Source organism: Metabacillus indicus, assembly GCF_046603695.1.
Lineage (GTDB): Bacteria > Bacillota > Bacilli > Bacillales > Bacillaceae > Bacillus_P > Bacillus_P indicus.
Genome location: NZ_CP176757.1, coordinates 1,575,546 through 1,592,601, shown reverse-complemented (window position 1 = coordinate 1,592,601; position 17,056 = coordinate 1,575,546). Strand labels below are relative to the sequence as shown.

Below are 17,056 nucleotides of genomic sequence, written 5' to 3'. Positions count from 1 at the left end.
AAAGCAAGCCGGCTTGAGATCCGGCTTGCTTTTATCCTTTATATTCACCTGCATTTTTTGAAGCTTTTTCTTTTTTTGCTTTTTCTTTGTGCGCGCGGTTTGAAGCGGCACTGCCTAGCTCATTGCTGAACTCAGAGTCCGTTTTGCTTGAGTCAAACCCTTTTTTGTTTTTCTGATCCGCATCGTTTTTGTTTGTTTTAGACATGTTCTTCCCTCCTTTGACTTATCTTAGTTTTGGCATGTCCGCTTCAATTATGTGAAGATTTTTCGTTTTCACCCTCGAAGGATTTCAGCATATTTACCGCATGTGTGACAACACCGCCTGACCTTAACAGTGCTGCTGTCATAGCGGCTTCCGCCAGTTCTTCCTTAGAGCAGCCTTCCTGCTTAGCACCTGCTGTATGGGAGGCAATGCAGTATGGGCATTCTGACGTGTGCGCCACCGCCACTGCAATCAGCTGCTTTTGTTTGGCAGATAGCTTGCCGGCAGCCATTGCCTTAGAAAAAAAAGCATGGGCCGAAGCACTGATTTCCGGAGTCAAATCACTCATCGTTTTTAAATCTGCAAGATCCGAGCTTTTATAAAAGGCATCTGCAGCATTACCGTCGTATGCCCTGTGCATCTGCATTCTGTGAGCATAGGCGCCGCCTGCTTCGATTGCAGCCGCGACCATGACTGCTTCAAATAATTCTTCCGCACTTGCCCCTTCTTTCTTTGCTTTTTTCGTATGAAAATCAATGCAGTAAGGACATTCCGTTTCATGAGAAACAGCCACAGCAATGATTTCCTTGTCCTTTTTCGTTAAATGTCCGTCACTCAGCACCGCTTTGCTGAATGCAGTATATGACTGATAAAGCTCAGGCGCAAGATCAGGAAACCTCTTCATAAGCTGAATGTTTTCAGGAGAGTAAAATCCCATGTGATCCCTCATTTCTTTGATTTACCCTATTTTTTCCTACTATATAATGGGCTACTCTGATTTCAGAAAAAAAGGCAAAGAAAAAAGCCTTCCTGTGAAGGAAAGCTAAAGTCTGCTTGTTATTCCTGCCCGGTTTCTTCCTGCGAAGAGACATCAGCCGAACTGTCTGCATCCTGATTCTGCGGTTTAGGATCAAGGTTTGCATAGGCTTCGATTGCGCGCTTGGCGATATTTTTGTTTACAGGATGCCCTGCCCGCAGCCCAGTATAAGGAACCAACACACTGATTGCCACTTCAGGCTTTGATGCAGGGTAGTAGCCTACGAAAGCTAAATTATTTGTATCTGTACCCCAATATGCTTTTTTGCTCAGTTCACCATAGTAGCTAGTTTGAGACGTTCCGGTTTTCCCTGCGACATCGTATTTACCAAAGACTCCTGCTGCCGTACCTTCTGTTTTTGTAACAGCTTCGAATCCCCTCTGCACTTGTCGTATGTCTTCCGGTGAATTATTTATTCGATTTAGAATAGTCGGTTCATGTTCGGTTACAATCGGTCCAAGCTGTTTCTCTTCATTCGGTGAATGTATGCTTGTTACAATCCTCGGTTCAACGCGGTACCCTCCATTAGCTATAACGGATACGTACTGAGCCATTTGAAGCGGCGTATACGTATCAAACTGGCCGATTGCCATATCGACAAGCTTACCCGGATCACTCGCACTTGTTTGAAGACCAATTGATTCATTAGGAAGATCAATTCCTGTCGGCACACCAAGTCCAAATTGGCTGTAATAATTTCTCAGTCGCTGATAATCGTTGGATGAAATATCTAGAGGTCCGTTTGGAACGTATGTCTCCCCTGCAATTTCAAGAGCTATTCTGAACATATAAACGTTTGAACTTTTTTGAAGAGCTCTTATGTCAGAGACAGGCCCCATATTTCTGACTGACTTTTTATCAGGAGCACCTTTCAGTTTCATCGGAGTATCAACGTAGACAGTGCCCCTCGGTATTCCATGTTGATATCCAGCTAAAACAGTTGCGCCTTTAATGGTAGAGCCTATTTCATATTGAGTCGTAAAATTCCCTACAATATAATCGTTTACTTTCCCCTCTTCAAAACTGTACTTCTTCCCTGACATGGCAAGCACGTCGCCTGTATGCGGGTCCATCATGACCGCAAAGGCTCTGTCCACGAGGTAATTTCCGGATTTTCCTCGGGCGACTTTCAGTTCTTGTTCGACAATTTGATCGAGCTGCTTCTGAAGCTCAAGGTCAAAGGACAGTTTTAGATCATAGCCGCGTCTTCCTTCGTCGATGACCGATTCGGAAATGACATTGCCGCTTGTGTCCGTCACATATTGCACTTTAGATTTTCTCGGATTCAGATAGTCTTCGTACTGATACTCAAGGTTGCTTCGGCCAACCCGTTCGTTGCGGGCATAGCCGCGGGCTGTGTAATATGATTTTCTTGCTTCAAGAATTCCCTGTTTAGGAGTTGTCACACTGCCGAAAACCCCTGTCAGAAGGTCGCCGTTGGGATAGGAGCGTTTCCAGTCTGTGATGATATCCACACCTGGCAGATCTTCAAGATTTTCAGCCACGCGGGTCAGCTCGTCCTTTGTCAGCTCTTCGCCTTTTGTCAGGCCTGTAGCTGTTACAATTTGGGGCTCATAGGCATAGCCGGATGAAAAACGGGTATAAAGTGCCGCTATTTCAAGTTCTGCAGGATTAGCCTTTAATGCTTCAAGTTCTTTTACGGGTACCCGGTCGATCTGAAGCTTATAGGTTTCACTGCCTTTTTTCGATTTTTCCTTTTCGGTTAAAAGGTCTGCTGCATCTTCCGGGTTCGCTGCGACCCAGTAGTCCTTCAAATCTCGTTCTTTTAGAAATTCGGTTGGGACTTCAATTAATGAAGCCAGTTTCGCAGCAGTCTCGAGCTTGTCTTTTGCTTTGGTTGTTTTTTCAACCGTATACGTAATCGCGTCTACACCGATGTTTTCAACAAGGACATTTCCGTTCCTGTCATACATCTTGCCCCGGGGTGCAGGGAAACTGGCATAGTTGGACTCTGTGCGGCTGACTTCCTTGGAAAACTCTTCTCCCTGGACAATCTGCACAACACCAAGCCGGATAATAAGTGCTACAAACAGCAAAAACACAAAGAAAAAGAAAACGTTGATGCGGATTAAGCGTTTTTTCTTTAATTTCCGCAGATCCGCCTGACTATTGCCTTGCTCAGTCAACGCAGTTTATCTCCTTTCAAAATCGGATTCATCCGATTGTGGGTTCATTCATCTAATTACAACCCTATTGTAACACTTGTGTAATACTTGTTACACAAAAATGGGGGTAAATTTTTTGTCAAGAAACAATTCAATGAAAAAGTTAGTTTTGCTGGATAATGCTAGAAAAAATCTGCCAAAAACCTGGTGGGTCAGACAGATGTTTAATCCGCCGCAAATTCTTTGCTGTCAGGTTTTTGTGAGACTTACAATTTGTAAGGACGATAGATTGGCATTCTGAATGAGTGTCAATGGAAAGCACTGGCTGATATATTACAAGAATCGTGTGTTACGATATGTGTGTAGCAAGGAACACAACAAAAAAAACTCTTAGGAGGAATTTTTTCATGAAGAAGTCTATTGCACTTTCAGTTGCAGCAGCAGCTACTATTTTTACATTTAATGCGGGTGGACAAACTGCAGATGCAGCAGCGCCACAGCAATCAAATATGCAAGTCAAAGCTTACCAAATTGCCGGTCAAAACTGCAATTTAAATCAGGAACAAACACAGGATATGTTGAAAAACATCAACAATCCTGAGCTTCAAAAAATGGTTGAAGAGCAGCTGAGCCAGTTTAAAGCACAGCAAGGACAGGCTGCACCACAGGCACCTCAGCAAGAACAAGCTCAAGCGCCTAAGCAAGAAGCAGCTCCAGCACCTGCACAGCAGCAGGCACCTGAAGCAAAAGAAGAAGCTCCAAAGCAAGAGCAAACTCAGGCTGCAGTAAGTGAATTTGAGAAAAAAGTTGTAGAACTTACAAATGCAGAGCGTGAAAAGCAAGGTCTAAAACCGCTTCAGCTTGACGAAGAACTAAGCAAAGTAGCGAAAGAAAAGTCTAAAGACATGCAAAGCAAGAACTACTTTGACCACAACAGCCCAACTTACGGATCACCATTTGATATGATGAAAAAGTTCGGCGTTGAGTATACAACTGCAGGTGAAAACATTGCAAAAGGACAAGCTTCTCCTGAAGAAGTTGTTCAAGCATGGATGAACTCTGAAGGTCACCGCAAAAACATCATGAACGCTGACTTCACACACATCGGTGTGGGCCACATTGAAGAAGGCAACTACTGGACTCAAATGTTCATCGGTAAATAATAGAATTTGATAATGTGAGACAGCCGGGATATCCGGCTGTCTTTTTTATGTGAGAGACATTTTCAGGCGGACCATATCAAGACACGGTATGCCATTTTCATAAATCGGCTTATCATAATGATCCAGGAAGTAATTACTGATGATCCTGTCTAATCTGAAGCCGCACTTTTGATAAAGGGCCAGCTGGTCAAGGCTCGAATTGCCTGTACCAATCTCAAGAAAATCATAACCGCCGGTTTCCCCTTCCATTCTGGCACGTGCAAGCAGTTTCTTTGCGATTCCTTTTCCCCGGAATGCTTCATCAACTGCAAGATTCATTACTTCTAATGATGTGGAGGAATTTTCATTAAGTACCAGTACACCAGCCGTCTGTTCTTGATGTTCTGCCAAAAAAACGATGCTTTTGTGAAGGTACTTTTGAATGGCTTTTTCCTCGGGATCTGCTTCAAGCAGCAGGTGCATTGGGGCAGCTTCCCCGCCAATCAATTTTCTGATGGTGATTTCCATAACTTGTACAAAGCCTGTGTACCGCTCTCGGCTTCCCCTTTTTCTGATAGCTCCGTATAAAGCTTATGGGCAAGAGCGAGGCCAGGCACCTCCATGTTCATTTGTTCAGCCTCTTCGATGGCAATGCTCATATCTTTCAGAAAATGTTTCACATAAAATCCTGGTTCAAAATCATCCTTCAGCATTCTTGGTGCAAGATTGCTTAATGACCAGCTTCCCGCAGCGCCTGCCGAAATGCTTTTCAGCACATTTTCAGGATCAAGACCTGCTGAATGCGCATACGCAATCGCTTCGCTGACACCAATCATACCGGCTGCAATGGCAATTTGATTGCACATTTTAGTATGCTGTCCGCTTCCTGCAGGACCCTGGTAGACAATATTTTTCCCAATAATAGAAAAGATCGGCAAACATGCTTCAAATGCTTCCTTATCTCCGCCGGCCATAATGGACAGTCTGGCCTCTCGGGCACCGACATCGCCGCCGGAAACAGGTGCGTCAATGGAGTAAATTCCCTTTTGCTTCGCCAGTTCATAAATGTGTATGGCAAGGCTCGGCTTAGAAGTGGTCATATCAATCACGTAAGTGCCGCTTTTGGCAGCATTTAAAATGCCATGATCCCCCAAATAAAGCTCCTCTACATCTGATGGATATCCCACCATTGTCATGATCACATCAGAGTGCCCGGCCAGTTCTTCTGCTGTTTCTCTCCAGACAGCTCCTTCTTTAAGCAAATCCTCGGCTTTTTCTTTTGTTCTCGTATAAATGGAAACAGGATAGCCTGCTTTCAGCAAATGCATGGCCATGCTTCTGCCCATCACTCCTGTTCCGATAAATCCTATGTGTGTCATGAATCTCTCCCTCTCTTATTCAGCTTCCTCTTTTTATATAATGGAAGACTTTTCTTTCAGCTTATCATATTCTTTCATGACAAAATGAAAAAAGATGATAAAGAACGTCTGGATGTACAGGTAAATCGGAAAAGAATATTGCATTTTGTACCCTTTGCCAAAATCAAAGATTCCGACTTGAACGGCCACCCATTCATAAAACACCGAAAACATCGACCAAAGAATGATGTATGGGATTGTCAGAATTCCTCTTATACGGAAGTGCTGATAAATATAAAGAAAAAAGTATCCGAAAAATCCATACATGCTGTAATAAATAAAATCCCACACTTCGAAGTTCGGGGAATCATTGACATCATAAACGTCATATGGCGGAATGGCTAAAATGTGATCAGCAGTCAGGCCGATAAGTGCACTGAACGTAAAAATCAGGACTGACACGCCTGCCGGAAATTTTTTAGGCAGCTTTGCCATGATCAGGAGAGCAACAGCAATGGTAGCAAGAATATAAAGCTCATTTTGCATCCCGTTCATCTCATCGTCACTCCCCTTTTCAAAACTGGCCTGAATAACGTTAAGGCAATCAGTCCCGTCAAAAACAGCAGCGGAGTATGGATAAGCGGCACCGCCCATCTGTTATCCACATACTTCATCACATGGAAGTACATGCAGAGCTCCTCCATGCCGACTACGATGCCAAATGATGCCATTAATAGAAGCAGCTTGCCAAGAATGCTCCTGACCGTTAAAAACAGGTGAAGAATAAGCAAAAACAGCAGAGGTATAATTAAGACTCTTTGTAAAATTAAGACGGTAAATCCTTCGGGCGTTTCATACGGTACCGCCCATCTCAAGTTTTCAGTAATTATTGAGCAGAACATATTATTCATAATTGAAGTCGCCATAAAAATAAAAGCAGACTCAATCGGGTTGCATTTTTTAGGCAAATACACATAAATGTGAATCATAAGCCAGATGATTATTGCAGCGAGAACGATCGCCATTCATGGAAGCCACCTTACCTAGTTTATCTAAGGCTTAGTTTACTTCACAAACGGCCGTTCTATACGGACTTAACCAGACCGCCGTCAATAAGCTGGGTCTGTCCGGTCATATACGTATTGGCTTCTGACAGCAAAAAGAGAACATAGGCTGCAAATTCACCTGGCGTGCCGTACCTGCCTGCAGGAATTTTCTTTTTGTTTAGCTCTTCTGCTTCTTCAGCACTTATTCCAAGTCTCTCTGCTGCAGCCTGATCGAGGGAGGCTGTACGGTCAGTCGCAATCCGGCCTGGTGCTGCAGTATTGATCAGAATCTGATATGGTGCAAGCTCGGCTGCGAGCGTCTTTGTCAGTCCGACAATCCCTAAGCGGAACGTATTGGACAGCACAAGGCCGGGGATTGGTTCTTTAACAGAAGACGAAGCGATATTAACAATCTTACCGCCTTTTCCTCTCATATAGGGGAGAACAGCTCTGATCAGTCTGACGTGGCTCATGACGTTCAAATCGAAAGACTTTTGCCAGTCTTCATCTGTCATCATTTCAAATGTGCCTGTAGGAGGGCCTCCTGCATTGTTAACAAGAAGATCTATTGTTCCGAAGCGTTTTGCAGTCTCCTCGACAAGCTGCACAATTTCCTCTCCATTTGAAAGATCGCAGGCTTTGTATTCAATTCTGCCGGAAGCTTTTTTGGAAATCTCTTCTTTGACCCTGTGCAATTTTTCAGGGTCTCTGCTGGTAATCATGACGTTAGCGCCCTCTATTGCAAGCGCCTCGGCAACAGCTCTTCCGAGTCCCTGGCTGGATGCTGCAACAAGTGCAGTTTTCCCCTTAAAACCTAAATCCATCTTCAGCACCTCTTCCTGATTATCTTCTCTTTTATAGTATCAGGATATGGACAGGAATGTCTTATTTGAGATTTAAAACCAGAAAAAACAGAGAAAGCCCCTGTTTTTTCAAGTGAAATATTCAATTTTTGCATTCGGGAAAAAGTCATCGATATAGCTCTCAAGCGTATCTCTTAAATCGGCTTCTTCATCTTTCTGATAAATATACTTTCCGATTCCATATCTTCCCCACTTATAGCGGCGGTCATCTTCATTCATTTCCAGCTTCGACTTCGGATAGTTCTTCTGAATGACACGCTTGGCAGGCTTTGTGAACCTGTGCTGAATCATCTCAAAGGTAATATCGTCTCTTGCTTCCGGCGGCAGCAGTTCATCAAGTTTTGTAAAGAGCTCTTTATAGCCTTCCTGCCATCCTTCATGTATATAGATTGGCGCAACTATAAATCCGAGCGGATATCCTGCCTTTGCAACTTTAACCGCAGCTTCAATGCGTTTATCAAGCGGCGATGTTCCAGGTTCAAAATTCCGGATGACATAATCTGCATTAATACTGAAGCGAAATCTTGTCTTCCCTTTGTGATCGGCATCCAGTAAGTGATCGACATGGTGAAATTTTGTCACAAAACGCAGGCGGCCCATGTCTGTCTTTCCAAAAAACTCAATCGCCCTTTTTAACGAATGTGTCAAATGATCAATGCCGACGATATCAGATGTACAGGAGGCTTCAAAACGGGTCATTTGCGGGGCCCGCTCTTCCATGTATTCCTGAGCACGCTGAAAGATTTCATCTGTATTCACGTACGTTCTGATATAAGGCTTAGATCCCATCGTCGTCTGCAAGTAACAATAATGACAATGACCCATGCATCCTGTAGCAAGAGGTATAGCATACTCGGCAGATGGCTTTGATGAATCAAAGTCCAATGTTTTTCGGACTCCGACGACTAATGTTGATTTCGCATTCCGGTATTTCTGAAGATCGTTCTTGCCGGGAATATTGCGCACCTGATTATGTGAAGTTGTTTCCCTTATTTCAAGACCCATCTTTTCGAATTTTTCTTTCAGCTCCACACCAAGAGGGTATTCAAGCGCCCTTGGTTCGATATAGACGAGCTGCGGCACGAATGGTTTCACTATGCTGTCACTTCCTTCTGATTAAAACGGTATGTTACTAAGGTTTGTCTTTCAGGGTGTTCATATCCTTTTTAAATATTTCCTTAAACTGCAAAGGGCTTCCGGGGCTTCTCAGACACAAAAAAAACTCCGCATAAACGGAGTTTTACTCATATTGCTCGTAATCAAAGAGCTTATTATACATCTCTTCCGCATCTGAATATGATGGGAAAATCGCGTCTTCTTCGTCTAATAAGTGGTATGAATCGTGGATAAACAAAGCTTTTTGTCCGGGCTCTGTCGGATGATCCACAACTTCGGCCTGCTGAATATTTGCTACGTTGGCTGCATGTGGGTTTCGGTAGATCACATACACCTTATCGCCTGCTCTGACATCATTTTTCTCCATTTTACATCACCTTTCAATCGGTTGATGCAGTTAGTTTTTACCCATTTTCAGAAACTGATGCAGGGAAAGTGGCCGTAACCGTCGTACCTGTGCCTTTTTGGCTCGATATGGAAAGGGTTCCGCCATGCTGGCGAATAATCTTTTCAGTAATGACAAGACCAAGCCCGGTCCCTTTTTCCTTTGTTGTAAAGAAAGGCTTTCGGATCTGAGTGAGCAGATGCTGGGGTATTCCTTCTCCCTCATCGGTGATTATGACCCGGATACAGTCCTTTTCAGCACGTGCTTCAACCTGTATATTTCCGCCGCCTGACATTGCATCAAACGCATTTTTCAAGAGGTTGATCAGAACCTGTTTCACCTGGTTTTCATCCCCCATTACCGGGAGCTGATCAGCCCCGCACTTGAACTGAATGCCGATGTTTTTAAGGGCACTCTCCGTTTCAAAAAACCGGATGATGGACTGGATGAGTTCTTTCAAATTCATTTCTTTCTTGTAGACAGCCTGAGGTTTCGAAAGGATTAGAAATTCACTTACGATGCTGTTCATCCTTTTTAGTTCCTGAAGCATAATCTTCGTATAGTGCGGGTCGATAATGTCTTTCTTTTCATCCATCATTTGCAGAAAACCCTGAATCACCGTCAGCGGATTCCGGATCTCATGAGCAACGCCCGCAGCCATTTGACCCGCTACCTTCAGTTTTTCATGCTGAAAAAGGGCAAGCTCTTCTTCTCTTCTTTCTGTCACATCGCGTATCATTTCGCAATAGGCAATCAATTCCCCGTAGGGATTATAAAGTGGTGTTGTCGTCACTTCAACTTCTATACTTTTACCGGATTTCGTTCTGTCTTTCCTGGAGCTGACGCCTGACTTTTCTGCTGAACGAAATGGATAAAGACAGCCCGCAATTTCCTGATTGCTCCAGCCGTAAAGGGCTGTAAACGCAGGATTTATATCTTTTACCGTCCGCTCTGGATCAATAATGGCTATGGCGTCATGACTCTGTGAAAAAATAAGGTCGAATTTCGCCTCTGTCGTTTTCAGGTTTCTTGAGACCTTGTCATTTTGCCGCTGCACTTTTTCCCAGAGGTAATTTATGTATTTGATGTAGTACGACAGAATAACAACAATGATGATGGCAAAAAACACATAATACATGACATCTATTTTTTCAAACGAAGCCGAGATGATTTCAAAACTGTTCAGAAAAAAATAAAACTGGCTGCAGATGGTGACTGCACCTGTTATAAAGACAACCTTCAGATTTTGAAACACCGCGCTGAAAATGACTGGAAAAAGCAAGAAAATAAAATTCACTATATATGGATCTGTGTAGTTTAAGGCAAATAAATAGCAATAGATAAGCCCAAGCGAACTCCAGACAAAAAAAGAGTCCTTCTTTATAGTCCTGAGAAGGAAGGTGTAGCACAGGAGGATGCCGGCAAAGATCAAAACAATCGGAAAATATTTATAGCTTCTTTCAATGACTAAAATAAAAAGCGCGTCCAAAATAAAGATGACCCACATGGACTGCAGCAGGAGTTTTTTTCTCAAATTTTGATTTTCTATCCGGTTCACGAAAGCTTCCCCATTTCTTCTGCATTCGTGACTATTTTACCACAACTTGCTCATTTAGTGGGAAAGCTGAAGGAAAAAGACAAATAAAAAAGACCTGCCGCAGCAGGTCTTTTAAACTCACACGTTGAATTTCGCTTTAACAAATTCAACTACTTCTTCTGTTGTGCTCATGGAAAGGATTTCTTCTTTAAAGCTTGCAGCTTCTTCTTTTGAAAGGTTCTTAATCAAAGAACGTGCCGGAAGGATTGAAGTAGCACTCATTGAGAACTCATCAAGTCCAAGACCAAGAAGAACTGGAATCGCTAAAGGATCTCCTGCCATTTCTCCGCACATGCCAACCCATTTGCCTTCTTTGTGAGCAGCTTCAATAACAAGCGTCACAAGACGAAGAATAGCAGGGTTATAAGGCTGGTACAAGTATGAAACGCGCTCGTTCATACGGTCGGCAGCCATTGTGTATTGGATCAGGTCGTTTGTCCCGATGCTGAAGAAATCAACATCTTTCGCAAACTGATCTGCAAGCACGGCAGTTGAAGGAATTTCAACCATCATGCCAATTTCGATTGTGTCTGACACCTGAACGCCTTCGCTTACAAGCTTCGCTTTTTCTTCAAGAAGAATAGCTTTAGCTTCTCTGAACTCGTCCACAACCGCAATCATCGGGAACATGATTTTCAAGTTTCCGAATGTGCTCGCACGAAGCAATGCACGCAATTGAGTGCGGAAGATTTCCTGTTCCTCAAGACAAAGACGAATTGCCCGGAAACCAAGGAAAGGATTCATTTCTTTAGGAAGATTTAAGTATGGAAGCTCTTTATCTCCGCCAATGTCCAGAGTGCGGACAACAACAGGCTTGCCTTCCATGCGCTGGAGCACAGCTTTGTATGCTTCAAACTGCTCATCCTCTGTCGGAAGCTGGTCGCGGCCCATGTAAAGGAATTCCGTACGGTAAAGGCCGACAGCTTCTCCGCCGTTTTCAAGAACTCCGCGAACATCGTCAGGAGTTCCGATGTTGGCTGCAAGCTCAACATGCTGTCCGTCTTTTGTAATAGTTTCTTCATTAACAAGCTTCGCCCACTCAGCTTTTTGCACTTCGTATTGAGCTTTTTTCTTTTCAAAGCCTGCAATCACTTCTTCAGAAGGATTGATGACGACATCCCCGTCAATACCATCCACGATGACAATGTCGCCGTTTTTAATGTCAGAAGTGGCTTTTTTTGTACCGACTACTGCCGGAATTTCCATGGAACGTGCCATGATCGCCGAGTGTGATGTTCTGCCGCCGATATCTGTCGTAAAGCCAAGAACATACTGACGGTTAAGCTGTGCAGTATCTGATGGTGTCAGATCTTCGGCAATGATAATCACTTCTTCAGAAATCATGCTTGGGTTTGGAATTTCAACTCCAAGAAGATGGCCGATTACACGTTTTGTCACGTCGCGGATATCCGCTGCACGCTCTTTCATGTATTCATTGTCCATCGATTCAAACATGCTGACAAACATATCAGCCGTTTCTTTCATTGCAAATTCAGCGTTGACTGATTCGCTGCTGATTTTGTCTTTTACAGGATTAAGCAGTTCAGGATCGCTGAGCACCAGGATATGCGCTTCAAAAATTTCAGCTTTATCTGCACCAAGTTCTCTGAATGCATGCTCTTTGATCTGTTCAAGCTCTGATTTGGATTGTTGGATAGCTTCTTCAAAGCGTGCGGTTTCAGAAGCTTTATCTGCAACCTCGCGCTTTGTTACTGTAAGATCTGGTTCTTCTAGTCGGTAAGCTTTTGCAATCGCGATCCCAGCTGAAGCTCCAATCCCTTTAAGTTCAGTCATTATTCGCCTAAACCTTCTTTTTTCATTGTTTCTTCAAGAGCTGCGATTGCATCGTTTTCATCTGAACCAGCTGCAGAAATTGTGATTTCTGAATCTTTAGCGATGCCAAGAGACATAACGCCCATGATTGATTTTAGGTTAACTGTTTTTCCGTTATATGCTAAGTTCACATCAGCATCAAACTTGCTTGCTGTTTGAACAAGCACAGTTGCCGGACGTGCGTGGATACCTGATTCTGCTGTTACTTTGAATGTTTTTTCTGCCATAATTAATCAATCTCCTTTATAGTTAAATAAAGCTAGTACACAATACCTTATCATAACAGCCGCATCACATGATTGACAAGTGATGCGGCTTAAGTTCATTTATTTTTCAATCGAAATGATGTGCTCCTGACCAGCTTCAACGCTGCCGGATGATTTAATCACAATCAATTCGCCTTCGTTTAAGTTCGTGAAGACGATCGGCGTCATGATGGACGGTGCGTTTTGTTTCACGAAATCAAGGTTCACTTCAAGAAGTTTCTGGCCTTTTTTAACTGTATCCCCTTCTTTTACGAAAGCTTCAAAGCCTTCACCTTTCAGGTTTACAGTGTCAATGCCGACATGGATCAGAATTTCATTCCCGCTTTCAGATTCAAGGCCGATTGCATGTTTTGTAGGGAAAACATTCAGGATTTTTCCGTCAACAGGAGAAACAATTGTTCCGTTTGAAGGAGTAATCGCAATTCCGTCACCCATCATTTTGCCTGAGAATACTTGATCAGGAACTTCTGTGATCGGGTGAATCTCACCTGTCATCGGTGAAACAAATGAGAACTGATCTACATCATTTTTAAGCGGGCCAGGTACGATGTCCTCTACCTGTTCTTCTACTTCTTTTTCTGCTGAAACAGGTTTTGCCGGTCTAGGCGTTTTGCCTGCCATTACATCCTGAATCTGTGATTTCAGGCTGTCTGATTTAGGACCGTAGATTGCCTGGATGTTGTTTCCAACTTCTAGGACTCCTGCAGCGCCAAGACGTTTCAGACGGTTTTTGTCTACTGCTTTCACGTCATTTACTGTCACGCGTAGGCGTGTAATGCACGCATCAAGATGCTTGATGTTTGAGCTTCCGCCAAGTGATTCAAGAATGTTGTAAGGAAGATCGCCTGCAACTTCCGTTGTTGTGCTTGCATCTTCATCTTCCTGTTTGTCCTCGCGGCCAGGTGTTTTCAGATTGAATTTGCGGATAGCAAAACGGAATCCGAAGTAATAGATCAGCGAGAATACAAGACCCACTGGAATTACAAGCCACCAGTCAGTACGGTTTGGAAGAATTCCGAACAGGAAGTAGTCAATAACCCCGCCCGAGAATGTCATTCCGATTTTCACGTTCAGAATATGCATTGTCATAAAGGACAGACCTGCAAAGACTGCGTGAATGGCAAACAAGATAGGTGCAACGAATAAGAATGAAAATTCAAGCGGTTCAGTGATACCCGTCAGGAATGACGTTAATGCGGCTGAACCCATGATGCCTGCAACAAATTTTTTGTTTTCAGCTTTTGCTTCATGATAGATCGCAAGTGCCGCAGCAGGAAGACCAAACATCATGAACGGGAATTTACCTGTCATAAATGTACCTGCTGTCAGTTCAGCGCCATCTTTGATCTGTGCCATGAAGATACGCTGATCTCCGCGCACGATTTCTCCGGCCTGAGTTGTATAATTTCCAAACTCATACCAGAACGGAGAATAGAAAATATGATGAAGACCAAAAGGAATAAGAGAACGTTCGATTAAACCGAATACGAATGCTGCCAATGTTTTGTTCGACTCAAGAAGTCCAGTTGAAAAGGCATTAAGTCCTCCTTGTACCGGCGGCCACACAAACAGCATAACCAATCCAAGAACAACTGCTGATACAGCGGTCATAATCGGAACAAAACGTTTACCTGCAAAGAAACCTAAGTATTGAGGCAGTTCAATGTTAAAGAATTTGTTGTACATGTATGCACCAAGGACACCAACGATAATACCGCCGAAGACCCCGGTCTGAAGGGTAGGCATTCCAAGCACCCTTGCATATTCAGGATGCAGCTGCTGGAAGAATTGCGCAAGCTCTACAGCGTCGCTCGGAATTTTCCCTGTCTGAATAAGTACTGCACTCATTGTAGCGTTCATGATTAAGTATCCGATAATGGCTGCAAGACCAGCAACACCATCACCATTGGCAAGTCCGATAGCAACACCTACTGCAAAAAGCAGCGGAAGGTTTGCAAAGACAATGTCCCCTGAAGACTCCATTACTTTAGCAATCAGCTGGATGATGTCATTTGTCAAAAATGGCACTTTTGATGTTAATTCCGGATTTTGCATCGCATTTCCAAATGCCAGCAGGATCCCTGCAGCAGGAAGGATGGCAACCGGCAGCATAAGTGCTTTACCAATTTTTTGGAGAACTCCAAATAAATTTTTAAACATGTTTTAACCTCCTTGAGGAATAGTTTGTGTAAGCAGCAACCAAAAAAAACATGAAAGCAAATTACAAGCGTTTACATTTCAATCCCAAAAAGAACGCAAAAAAGGCATGGTGCAACAAGGACATCCGCACTCAAAGGGTATACTTCCCCTGATTGGCGGTTTCAACACGTACTTGTTCACTCATGCCTGATCGTATCAGTAACACGTAAGGTACTTTTTCAGATTAAGTTTTGTTTGTTAAACGGTATAAATGGAGGGTAAGATACACAGCCTCAGCTTCATATACCGGTTTTTTCAGGAATTGCTGCATTACTTTGATCATTTTCCAAGATGTATTGTAGCACAGCGGATATTCTTTTTTCAACAGTAAAGCAAATTTTTCTGGCTCCTCAACACTTTCACCGGATAAAACTCTTTCAATCGTATACCGCAAATGCCTGACAAGCCTCATGTAATTCACGCTGTCCTGATTGACTTTCAGCTTCATGGAATCCTCAATGACGCCGATCAGCTGTCCGATCAGCTGTGAAAATTGATTCACATCCGAGATTGGTTTGTTCGTAATGGCACTATGAATGTGCAGAGCAATAAACCCGATTTCCCCGACCGGCAAGTCCACTTTAAGCCGGTCATTGATCATATGAACAACTTCCTCTGCTATCATGTACTCATTTGGATAAAGGGTTTTGGTTTCGGTCAAAAACGGATTTTTAATATCCATCCCTTTTTGCAGACGCTTAATGGCAAAGGTTATATGGTCAATAAGCGCGATATGAATATGTTCATTAAGGGGGAGCTTTACCTGTTCTGCAATATAATGAATCACATCGCTCACAACCTCAATCATATCTTCATCTACAAAAGGCAGAAGCATTTTAAACTGCTCTTGTTCCTTCTGATTTTTAAGAACAAACATTTTTTCATAGGATGTTTCTTCAAGCCTGTCCCCGCGTTTACGGCCAAATCCAATCCCTTTGCCGATCAGCACGACTTCCTCAAACGAATCGTGCTCGGCAATCAGCACATTATTATTCAGTACCTTTTTTATTGTAAAGGACTCCTCCACGAAATCCTCAGCTCCTTTTATCTCTCAATGCTTCATATCGTACTAATAATGTCATATGCAGTCAACTGCGAAGAACCTTGCCGTTATTTATCTTCCGGCGTATACTCTGTTTTTTCAAAATCCTCTTTGTTTCCAACGAAAAAAAAGGCTTCTCCTTTATTCTCATCTCCGCCTGATGCGCCGTGGATCATCTTTCCTTCTGAAAGCTCTTTGCGTTTTCCCTCTTTATCCACGTAATAATACTTATTGGAGGCCCATCCATCATGAATATCTTTTTCCTTCACTTCTGCATGCCCCTCTTCGGTCACTTTATATTCTCTCTTGCCTTCACCTTCTGCAGGCTCATTGTGAACGGTCACCCAGCCAGTAAAACCTTCAGGAATCAAAAATGTACGCTGGCCCTGATCTGCCTGTTTACATCCTGCTAAAAGGGATAAAGCCAAAACGAAGATAAGTATGTTTTTCATTCTCATCACTCCTTAAATATCATGACTATTCGTTAGGATTGGCCATTCATGTAAAACTATCCTCATGTCCGCCTTCATGAAATTACTGCCAGAAAATAATCTGCGATATTGGGGAAAGTACAAAGGAGGTGTTCATCATGAAAAAACAAATCATATGCTTTTTATCTATTTTCTTCCTTATAGCCCTGCCTGCAGTCAAAGGACATGCAGAAGAAAAGGAAGTGAAAGTAATTGATGTAGAGACTGGCGATGTTGTAAAGACCGCTCCTTCTACTGACTACTATTCAAATGAGTTAAAGAAGGCTATTCAATCAATGAAAGGCATTACTGTCAAAATAAACCCGCTTCCCAAAAAAGGATACTTGGTTCTCATTCAGCCTGTTATGCCTTTTAAAGTGGAAAATAAGTGGTTCAATGGCATTGTATCAGAAGGAATGATCGTATACAGCAAAGAAGATGATCCCCGCCTGATCTTGTTTACAGATGAAAATAAGCCGCTGTTCTTTGAAATAAACTACAGCCCTGAGAACCTGATCAAAACCCTTGGAGTAGAGCAGCCCTGAAAGAGAAGACAGCTTACAAAAGACCATTTAATTGCAGCCGCAGCAATGT

Annotated in this window: 18 protein-coding genes; 2 read left to right on the top strand and 16 right to left on the bottom strand. The window is 43.1% G+C overall.

The window, feature by feature from the left end; all coding sequences use genetic code 11:
- Nucleotides 1-31: 31 nt before the first annotated feature.
- From ACK1LH_RS07925 to ACK1LH_RS07915, 3 genes are all read right to left on the bottom strand, one after another.
- Nucleotides 32-205 (bottom strand): hypothetical protein, encoded by a 174-nt coding sequence (locus ACK1LH_RS07925; protein ID WP_168713759.1) that lies wholly within the window; start codon nucleotides 203-205, stop codon nucleotides 32-34.
- Nucleotides 206-248: 43 nt separating this feature from the next.
- Entirely contained in the window at nucleotides 249-920 is a 672-nt protein-coding gene (locus ACK1LH_RS07920; RefSeq protein WP_411334919.1) for a carboxymuconolactone decarboxylase family protein, read from the bottom strand.
- 119 nt (nucleotides 921-1,039) lie between these two features.
- Nucleotides 1,040-3,166, bottom strand: a complete 2,127-nt coding sequence (locus ACK1LH_RS07915; protein ID WP_411334918.1) for a peptidoglycan D,D-transpeptidase FtsI family protein — start codon at nucleotides 3,164-3,166, stop codon at nucleotides 1,040-1,042.
- A gap of 386 nt (nucleotides 3,167-3,552) precedes the next feature.
- On the opposite strand from ACK1LH_RS07915, the gene ACK1LH_RS07910 reads away from it, so the two are divergent.
- The gene (locus ACK1LH_RS07910) at nucleotides 3,553-4,308 is read left to right on the top strand and encodes a CAP domain-containing protein (protein ID WP_029281616.1); all 756 of its coding nucleotides are present in this window, start codon (nucleotides 3,553-3,555) and stop codon (nucleotides 4,306-4,308) included.
- 45 nt (nucleotides 4,309-4,353) lie between these two features.
- Here ACK1LH_RS07910 and ACK1LH_RS07905 read toward each other — a convergent pair whose 3' ends face one another.
- The 13 genes from ACK1LH_RS07905 to ACK1LH_RS07845 form a co-directional block, all read right to left on the bottom strand.
- A complete protein-coding gene (locus ACK1LH_RS07905; protein WP_411334917.1) occupies nucleotides 4,354-4,815 on the bottom strand; it encodes a GNAT family N-acetyltransferase in 462 nt (153 codons plus the stop codon).
- A complete protein-coding gene (locus ACK1LH_RS07900; RefSeq protein ID WP_029281620.1) occupies nucleotides 4,791-5,666 on the bottom strand; it encodes an NAD(P)-dependent oxidoreductase in 876 nt (291 codons plus the stop codon). Before ACK1LH_RS07900 ends, ACK1LH_RS07905 begins: the two co-directional genes overlap by 25 nt.
- Before the next feature lie 33 nt (nucleotides 5,667-5,699).
- Complete coding sequence (locus tag ACK1LH_RS07895) at nucleotides 5,700-6,200, bottom strand: hypothetical protein (RefSeq protein WP_411334916.1); 501 nt, start codon at nucleotides 6,198-6,200, stop codon at nucleotides 5,700-5,702.
- On the bottom strand, nucleotides 6,197-6,670 hold the full coding sequence (locus tag ACK1LH_RS07890) for a hypothetical protein (protein ID WP_411334915.1): 474 nt from the start codon (nucleotides 6,668-6,670) through the stop codon (nucleotides 6,197-6,199). The genes ACK1LH_RS07895 and ACK1LH_RS07890 overlap by 4 nt, the downstream gene beginning before the upstream one ends.
- Before the next feature lie 59 nt (nucleotides 6,671-6,729).
- On the bottom strand, nucleotides 6,730-7,515 hold the full coding sequence (locus tag ACK1LH_RS07885; protein ID WP_203290061.1) for an SDR family oxidoreductase: 786 nt from the start codon (nucleotides 7,513-7,515) through the stop codon (nucleotides 6,730-6,732).
- Nucleotides 7,516-7,623: 108 nt separating this feature from the next.
- Complete coding sequence (splB, locus tag ACK1LH_RS07880; RefSeq protein WP_029281628.1) at nucleotides 7,624-8,652, bottom strand: spore photoproduct lyase; 1,029 nt, start codon at nucleotides 8,650-8,652, stop codon at nucleotides 7,624-7,626.
- A gap of 142 nt (nucleotides 8,653-8,794) precedes the next feature.
- Nucleotides 8,795-9,037, bottom strand: a complete 243-nt coding sequence (locus ACK1LH_RS07875; protein ID WP_029281630.1) for a transcriptional regulator SplA domain-containing protein — start codon at nucleotides 9,035-9,037, stop codon at nucleotides 8,795-8,797.
- A gap of 37 nt (nucleotides 9,038-9,074) precedes the next feature.
- Entirely contained in the window at nucleotides 9,075-10,613 is a 1,539-nt protein-coding gene (locus ACK1LH_RS07870) for an ATP-binding protein (RefSeq protein ID WP_029565473.1), read from the bottom strand.
- 117 nt (nucleotides 10,614-10,730) lie between these two features.
- Nucleotides 10,731-12,446 carry a phosphoenolpyruvate--protein phosphotransferase gene (gene ptsP, locus ACK1LH_RS07865; RefSeq protein ID WP_029281634.1) on the bottom strand — a complete coding sequence of 572 codons (1,716 nt, stop codon included), beginning with the start codon at nucleotides 12,444-12,446 and terminating at the stop codon, nucleotides 10,731-10,733.
- Nucleotides 12,446-12,712 (bottom strand): phosphocarrier protein HPr, encoded by a 267-nt coding sequence (locus ACK1LH_RS07860; protein ID WP_029281636.1) that lies wholly within the window; start codon nucleotides 12,710-12,712, stop codon nucleotides 12,446-12,448. The genes ptsP and ACK1LH_RS07860 overlap by 1 nt, the downstream gene beginning before the upstream one ends.
- Nucleotides 12,713-12,811: 99 nt before the next feature.
- The gene (ptsG, locus tag ACK1LH_RS07855) at nucleotides 12,812-14,911 is read right to left on the bottom strand and encodes a glucose-specific PTS transporter subunit IIBC (protein WP_411334914.1); all 2,100 of its coding nucleotides are present in this window, start codon (nucleotides 14,909-14,911) and stop codon (nucleotides 12,812-12,814) included.
- A 223-nt stretch (nucleotides 14,912-15,134) separates the two neighbouring features.
- A complete protein-coding gene (glcT, locus tag ACK1LH_RS07850; protein ID WP_029281640.1) occupies nucleotides 15,135-15,977 on the bottom strand; it encodes a glucose PTS transporter transcription antiterminator GlcT in 843 nt (280 codons plus the stop codon).
- Between the two features lie 83 nt (nucleotides 15,978-16,060).
- A complete protein-coding gene (locus ACK1LH_RS07845; RefSeq protein WP_411334912.1) occupies nucleotides 16,061-16,444 on the bottom strand; it encodes a DUF6843 domain-containing protein in 384 nt (127 codons plus the stop codon).
- Nucleotides 16,445-16,581: 137 nt separating this feature from the next.
- Here ACK1LH_RS07845 and ACK1LH_RS07840 point away from each other — a divergent pair, with 137 nt between their 5' ends.
- Nucleotides 16,582-17,007 carry a hypothetical protein gene (locus ACK1LH_RS07840; protein WP_029281644.1) on the top strand — a complete coding sequence of 142 codons (426 nt, stop codon included), beginning with the start codon at nucleotides 16,582-16,584 and terminating at the stop codon, nucleotides 17,005-17,007.
- Nucleotides 17,008-17,056 lie beyond the last annotated feature (49 nt).

Bases quoted from the DNA above. Each gene is read 5' to 3' on its own strand.
- ptsP (WP_029281634.1), bottom strand. From the start codon at position 12,446: ATGACTGAACTTAAAGGGATTGGAGCTTCAGCTGGGATCGCGATTGCA.
- ACK1LH_RS07905 (WP_411334917.1), bottom strand. From the start codon at position 4,815: ATGGAAATCACCATCAGAAAATTGATTGGCGGGGAAGCTGCCCCAATG.
- ACK1LH_RS07925 (WP_168713759.1), bottom strand. From the start codon at position 205: ATGTCTAAAACAAACAAAAACGATGCGGATCAGAAAAACAAAAAAGGG.
- ACK1LH_RS07840 (WP_029281644.1), top strand. From the start codon at position 16,582: ATGAAAAAACAAATCATATGCTTTTTATCTATTTTCTTCCTTATAGCC.
- ACK1LH_RS07845 (WP_411334912.1), bottom strand. From the start codon at position 16,444: ATGAAAAACATACTTATCTTCGTTTTGGCTTTATCCCTTTTAGCAGGA.
- ACK1LH_RS07875 (WP_029281630.1), bottom strand. From the start codon at position 9,037: ATGGAGAAAAATGATGTCAGAGCAGGCGATAAGGTGTATGTGATCTAC.
- ptsG (WP_411334914.1), bottom strand. From the start codon at position 14,911: ATGTTTAAAAATTTATTTGGAGTTCTCCAAAAAATTGGTAAAGCACTT.
- ACK1LH_RS07890 (WP_411334915.1), bottom strand. From the start codon at position 6,670: ATGGCGATCGTTCTCGCTGCAATAATCATCTGGCTTATGATTCACATT.
- ACK1LH_RS07860 (WP_029281636.1), bottom strand. From the start codon at position 12,712: ATGGCAGAAAAAACATTCAAAGTAACAGCAGAATCAGGTATCCACGCA.
- ACK1LH_RS07885 (WP_203290061.1), bottom strand. From the start codon at position 7,515: ATGGATTTAGGTTTTAAGGGGAAAACTGCACTTGTTGCAGCATCCAGC.
- ACK1LH_RS07900 (WP_029281620.1), bottom strand. From the start codon at position 5,666: ATGACACACATAGGATTTATCGGAACAGGAGTGATGGGCAGAAGCATG.
- ACK1LH_RS07920 (WP_411334919.1), bottom strand. From the start codon at position 920: ATGGGATTTTACTCTCCTGAAAACATTCAGCTTATGAAGAGGTTTCCT.
- ACK1LH_RS07910 (WP_029281616.1), top strand. From the start codon at position 3,553: ATGAAGAAGTCTATTGCACTTTCAGTTGCAGCAGCAGCTACTATTTTT.
- ACK1LH_RS07895 (WP_411334916.1), bottom strand. From the start codon at position 6,200: ATGAACGGGATGCAAAATGAGCTTTATATTCTTGCTACCATTGCTGTT.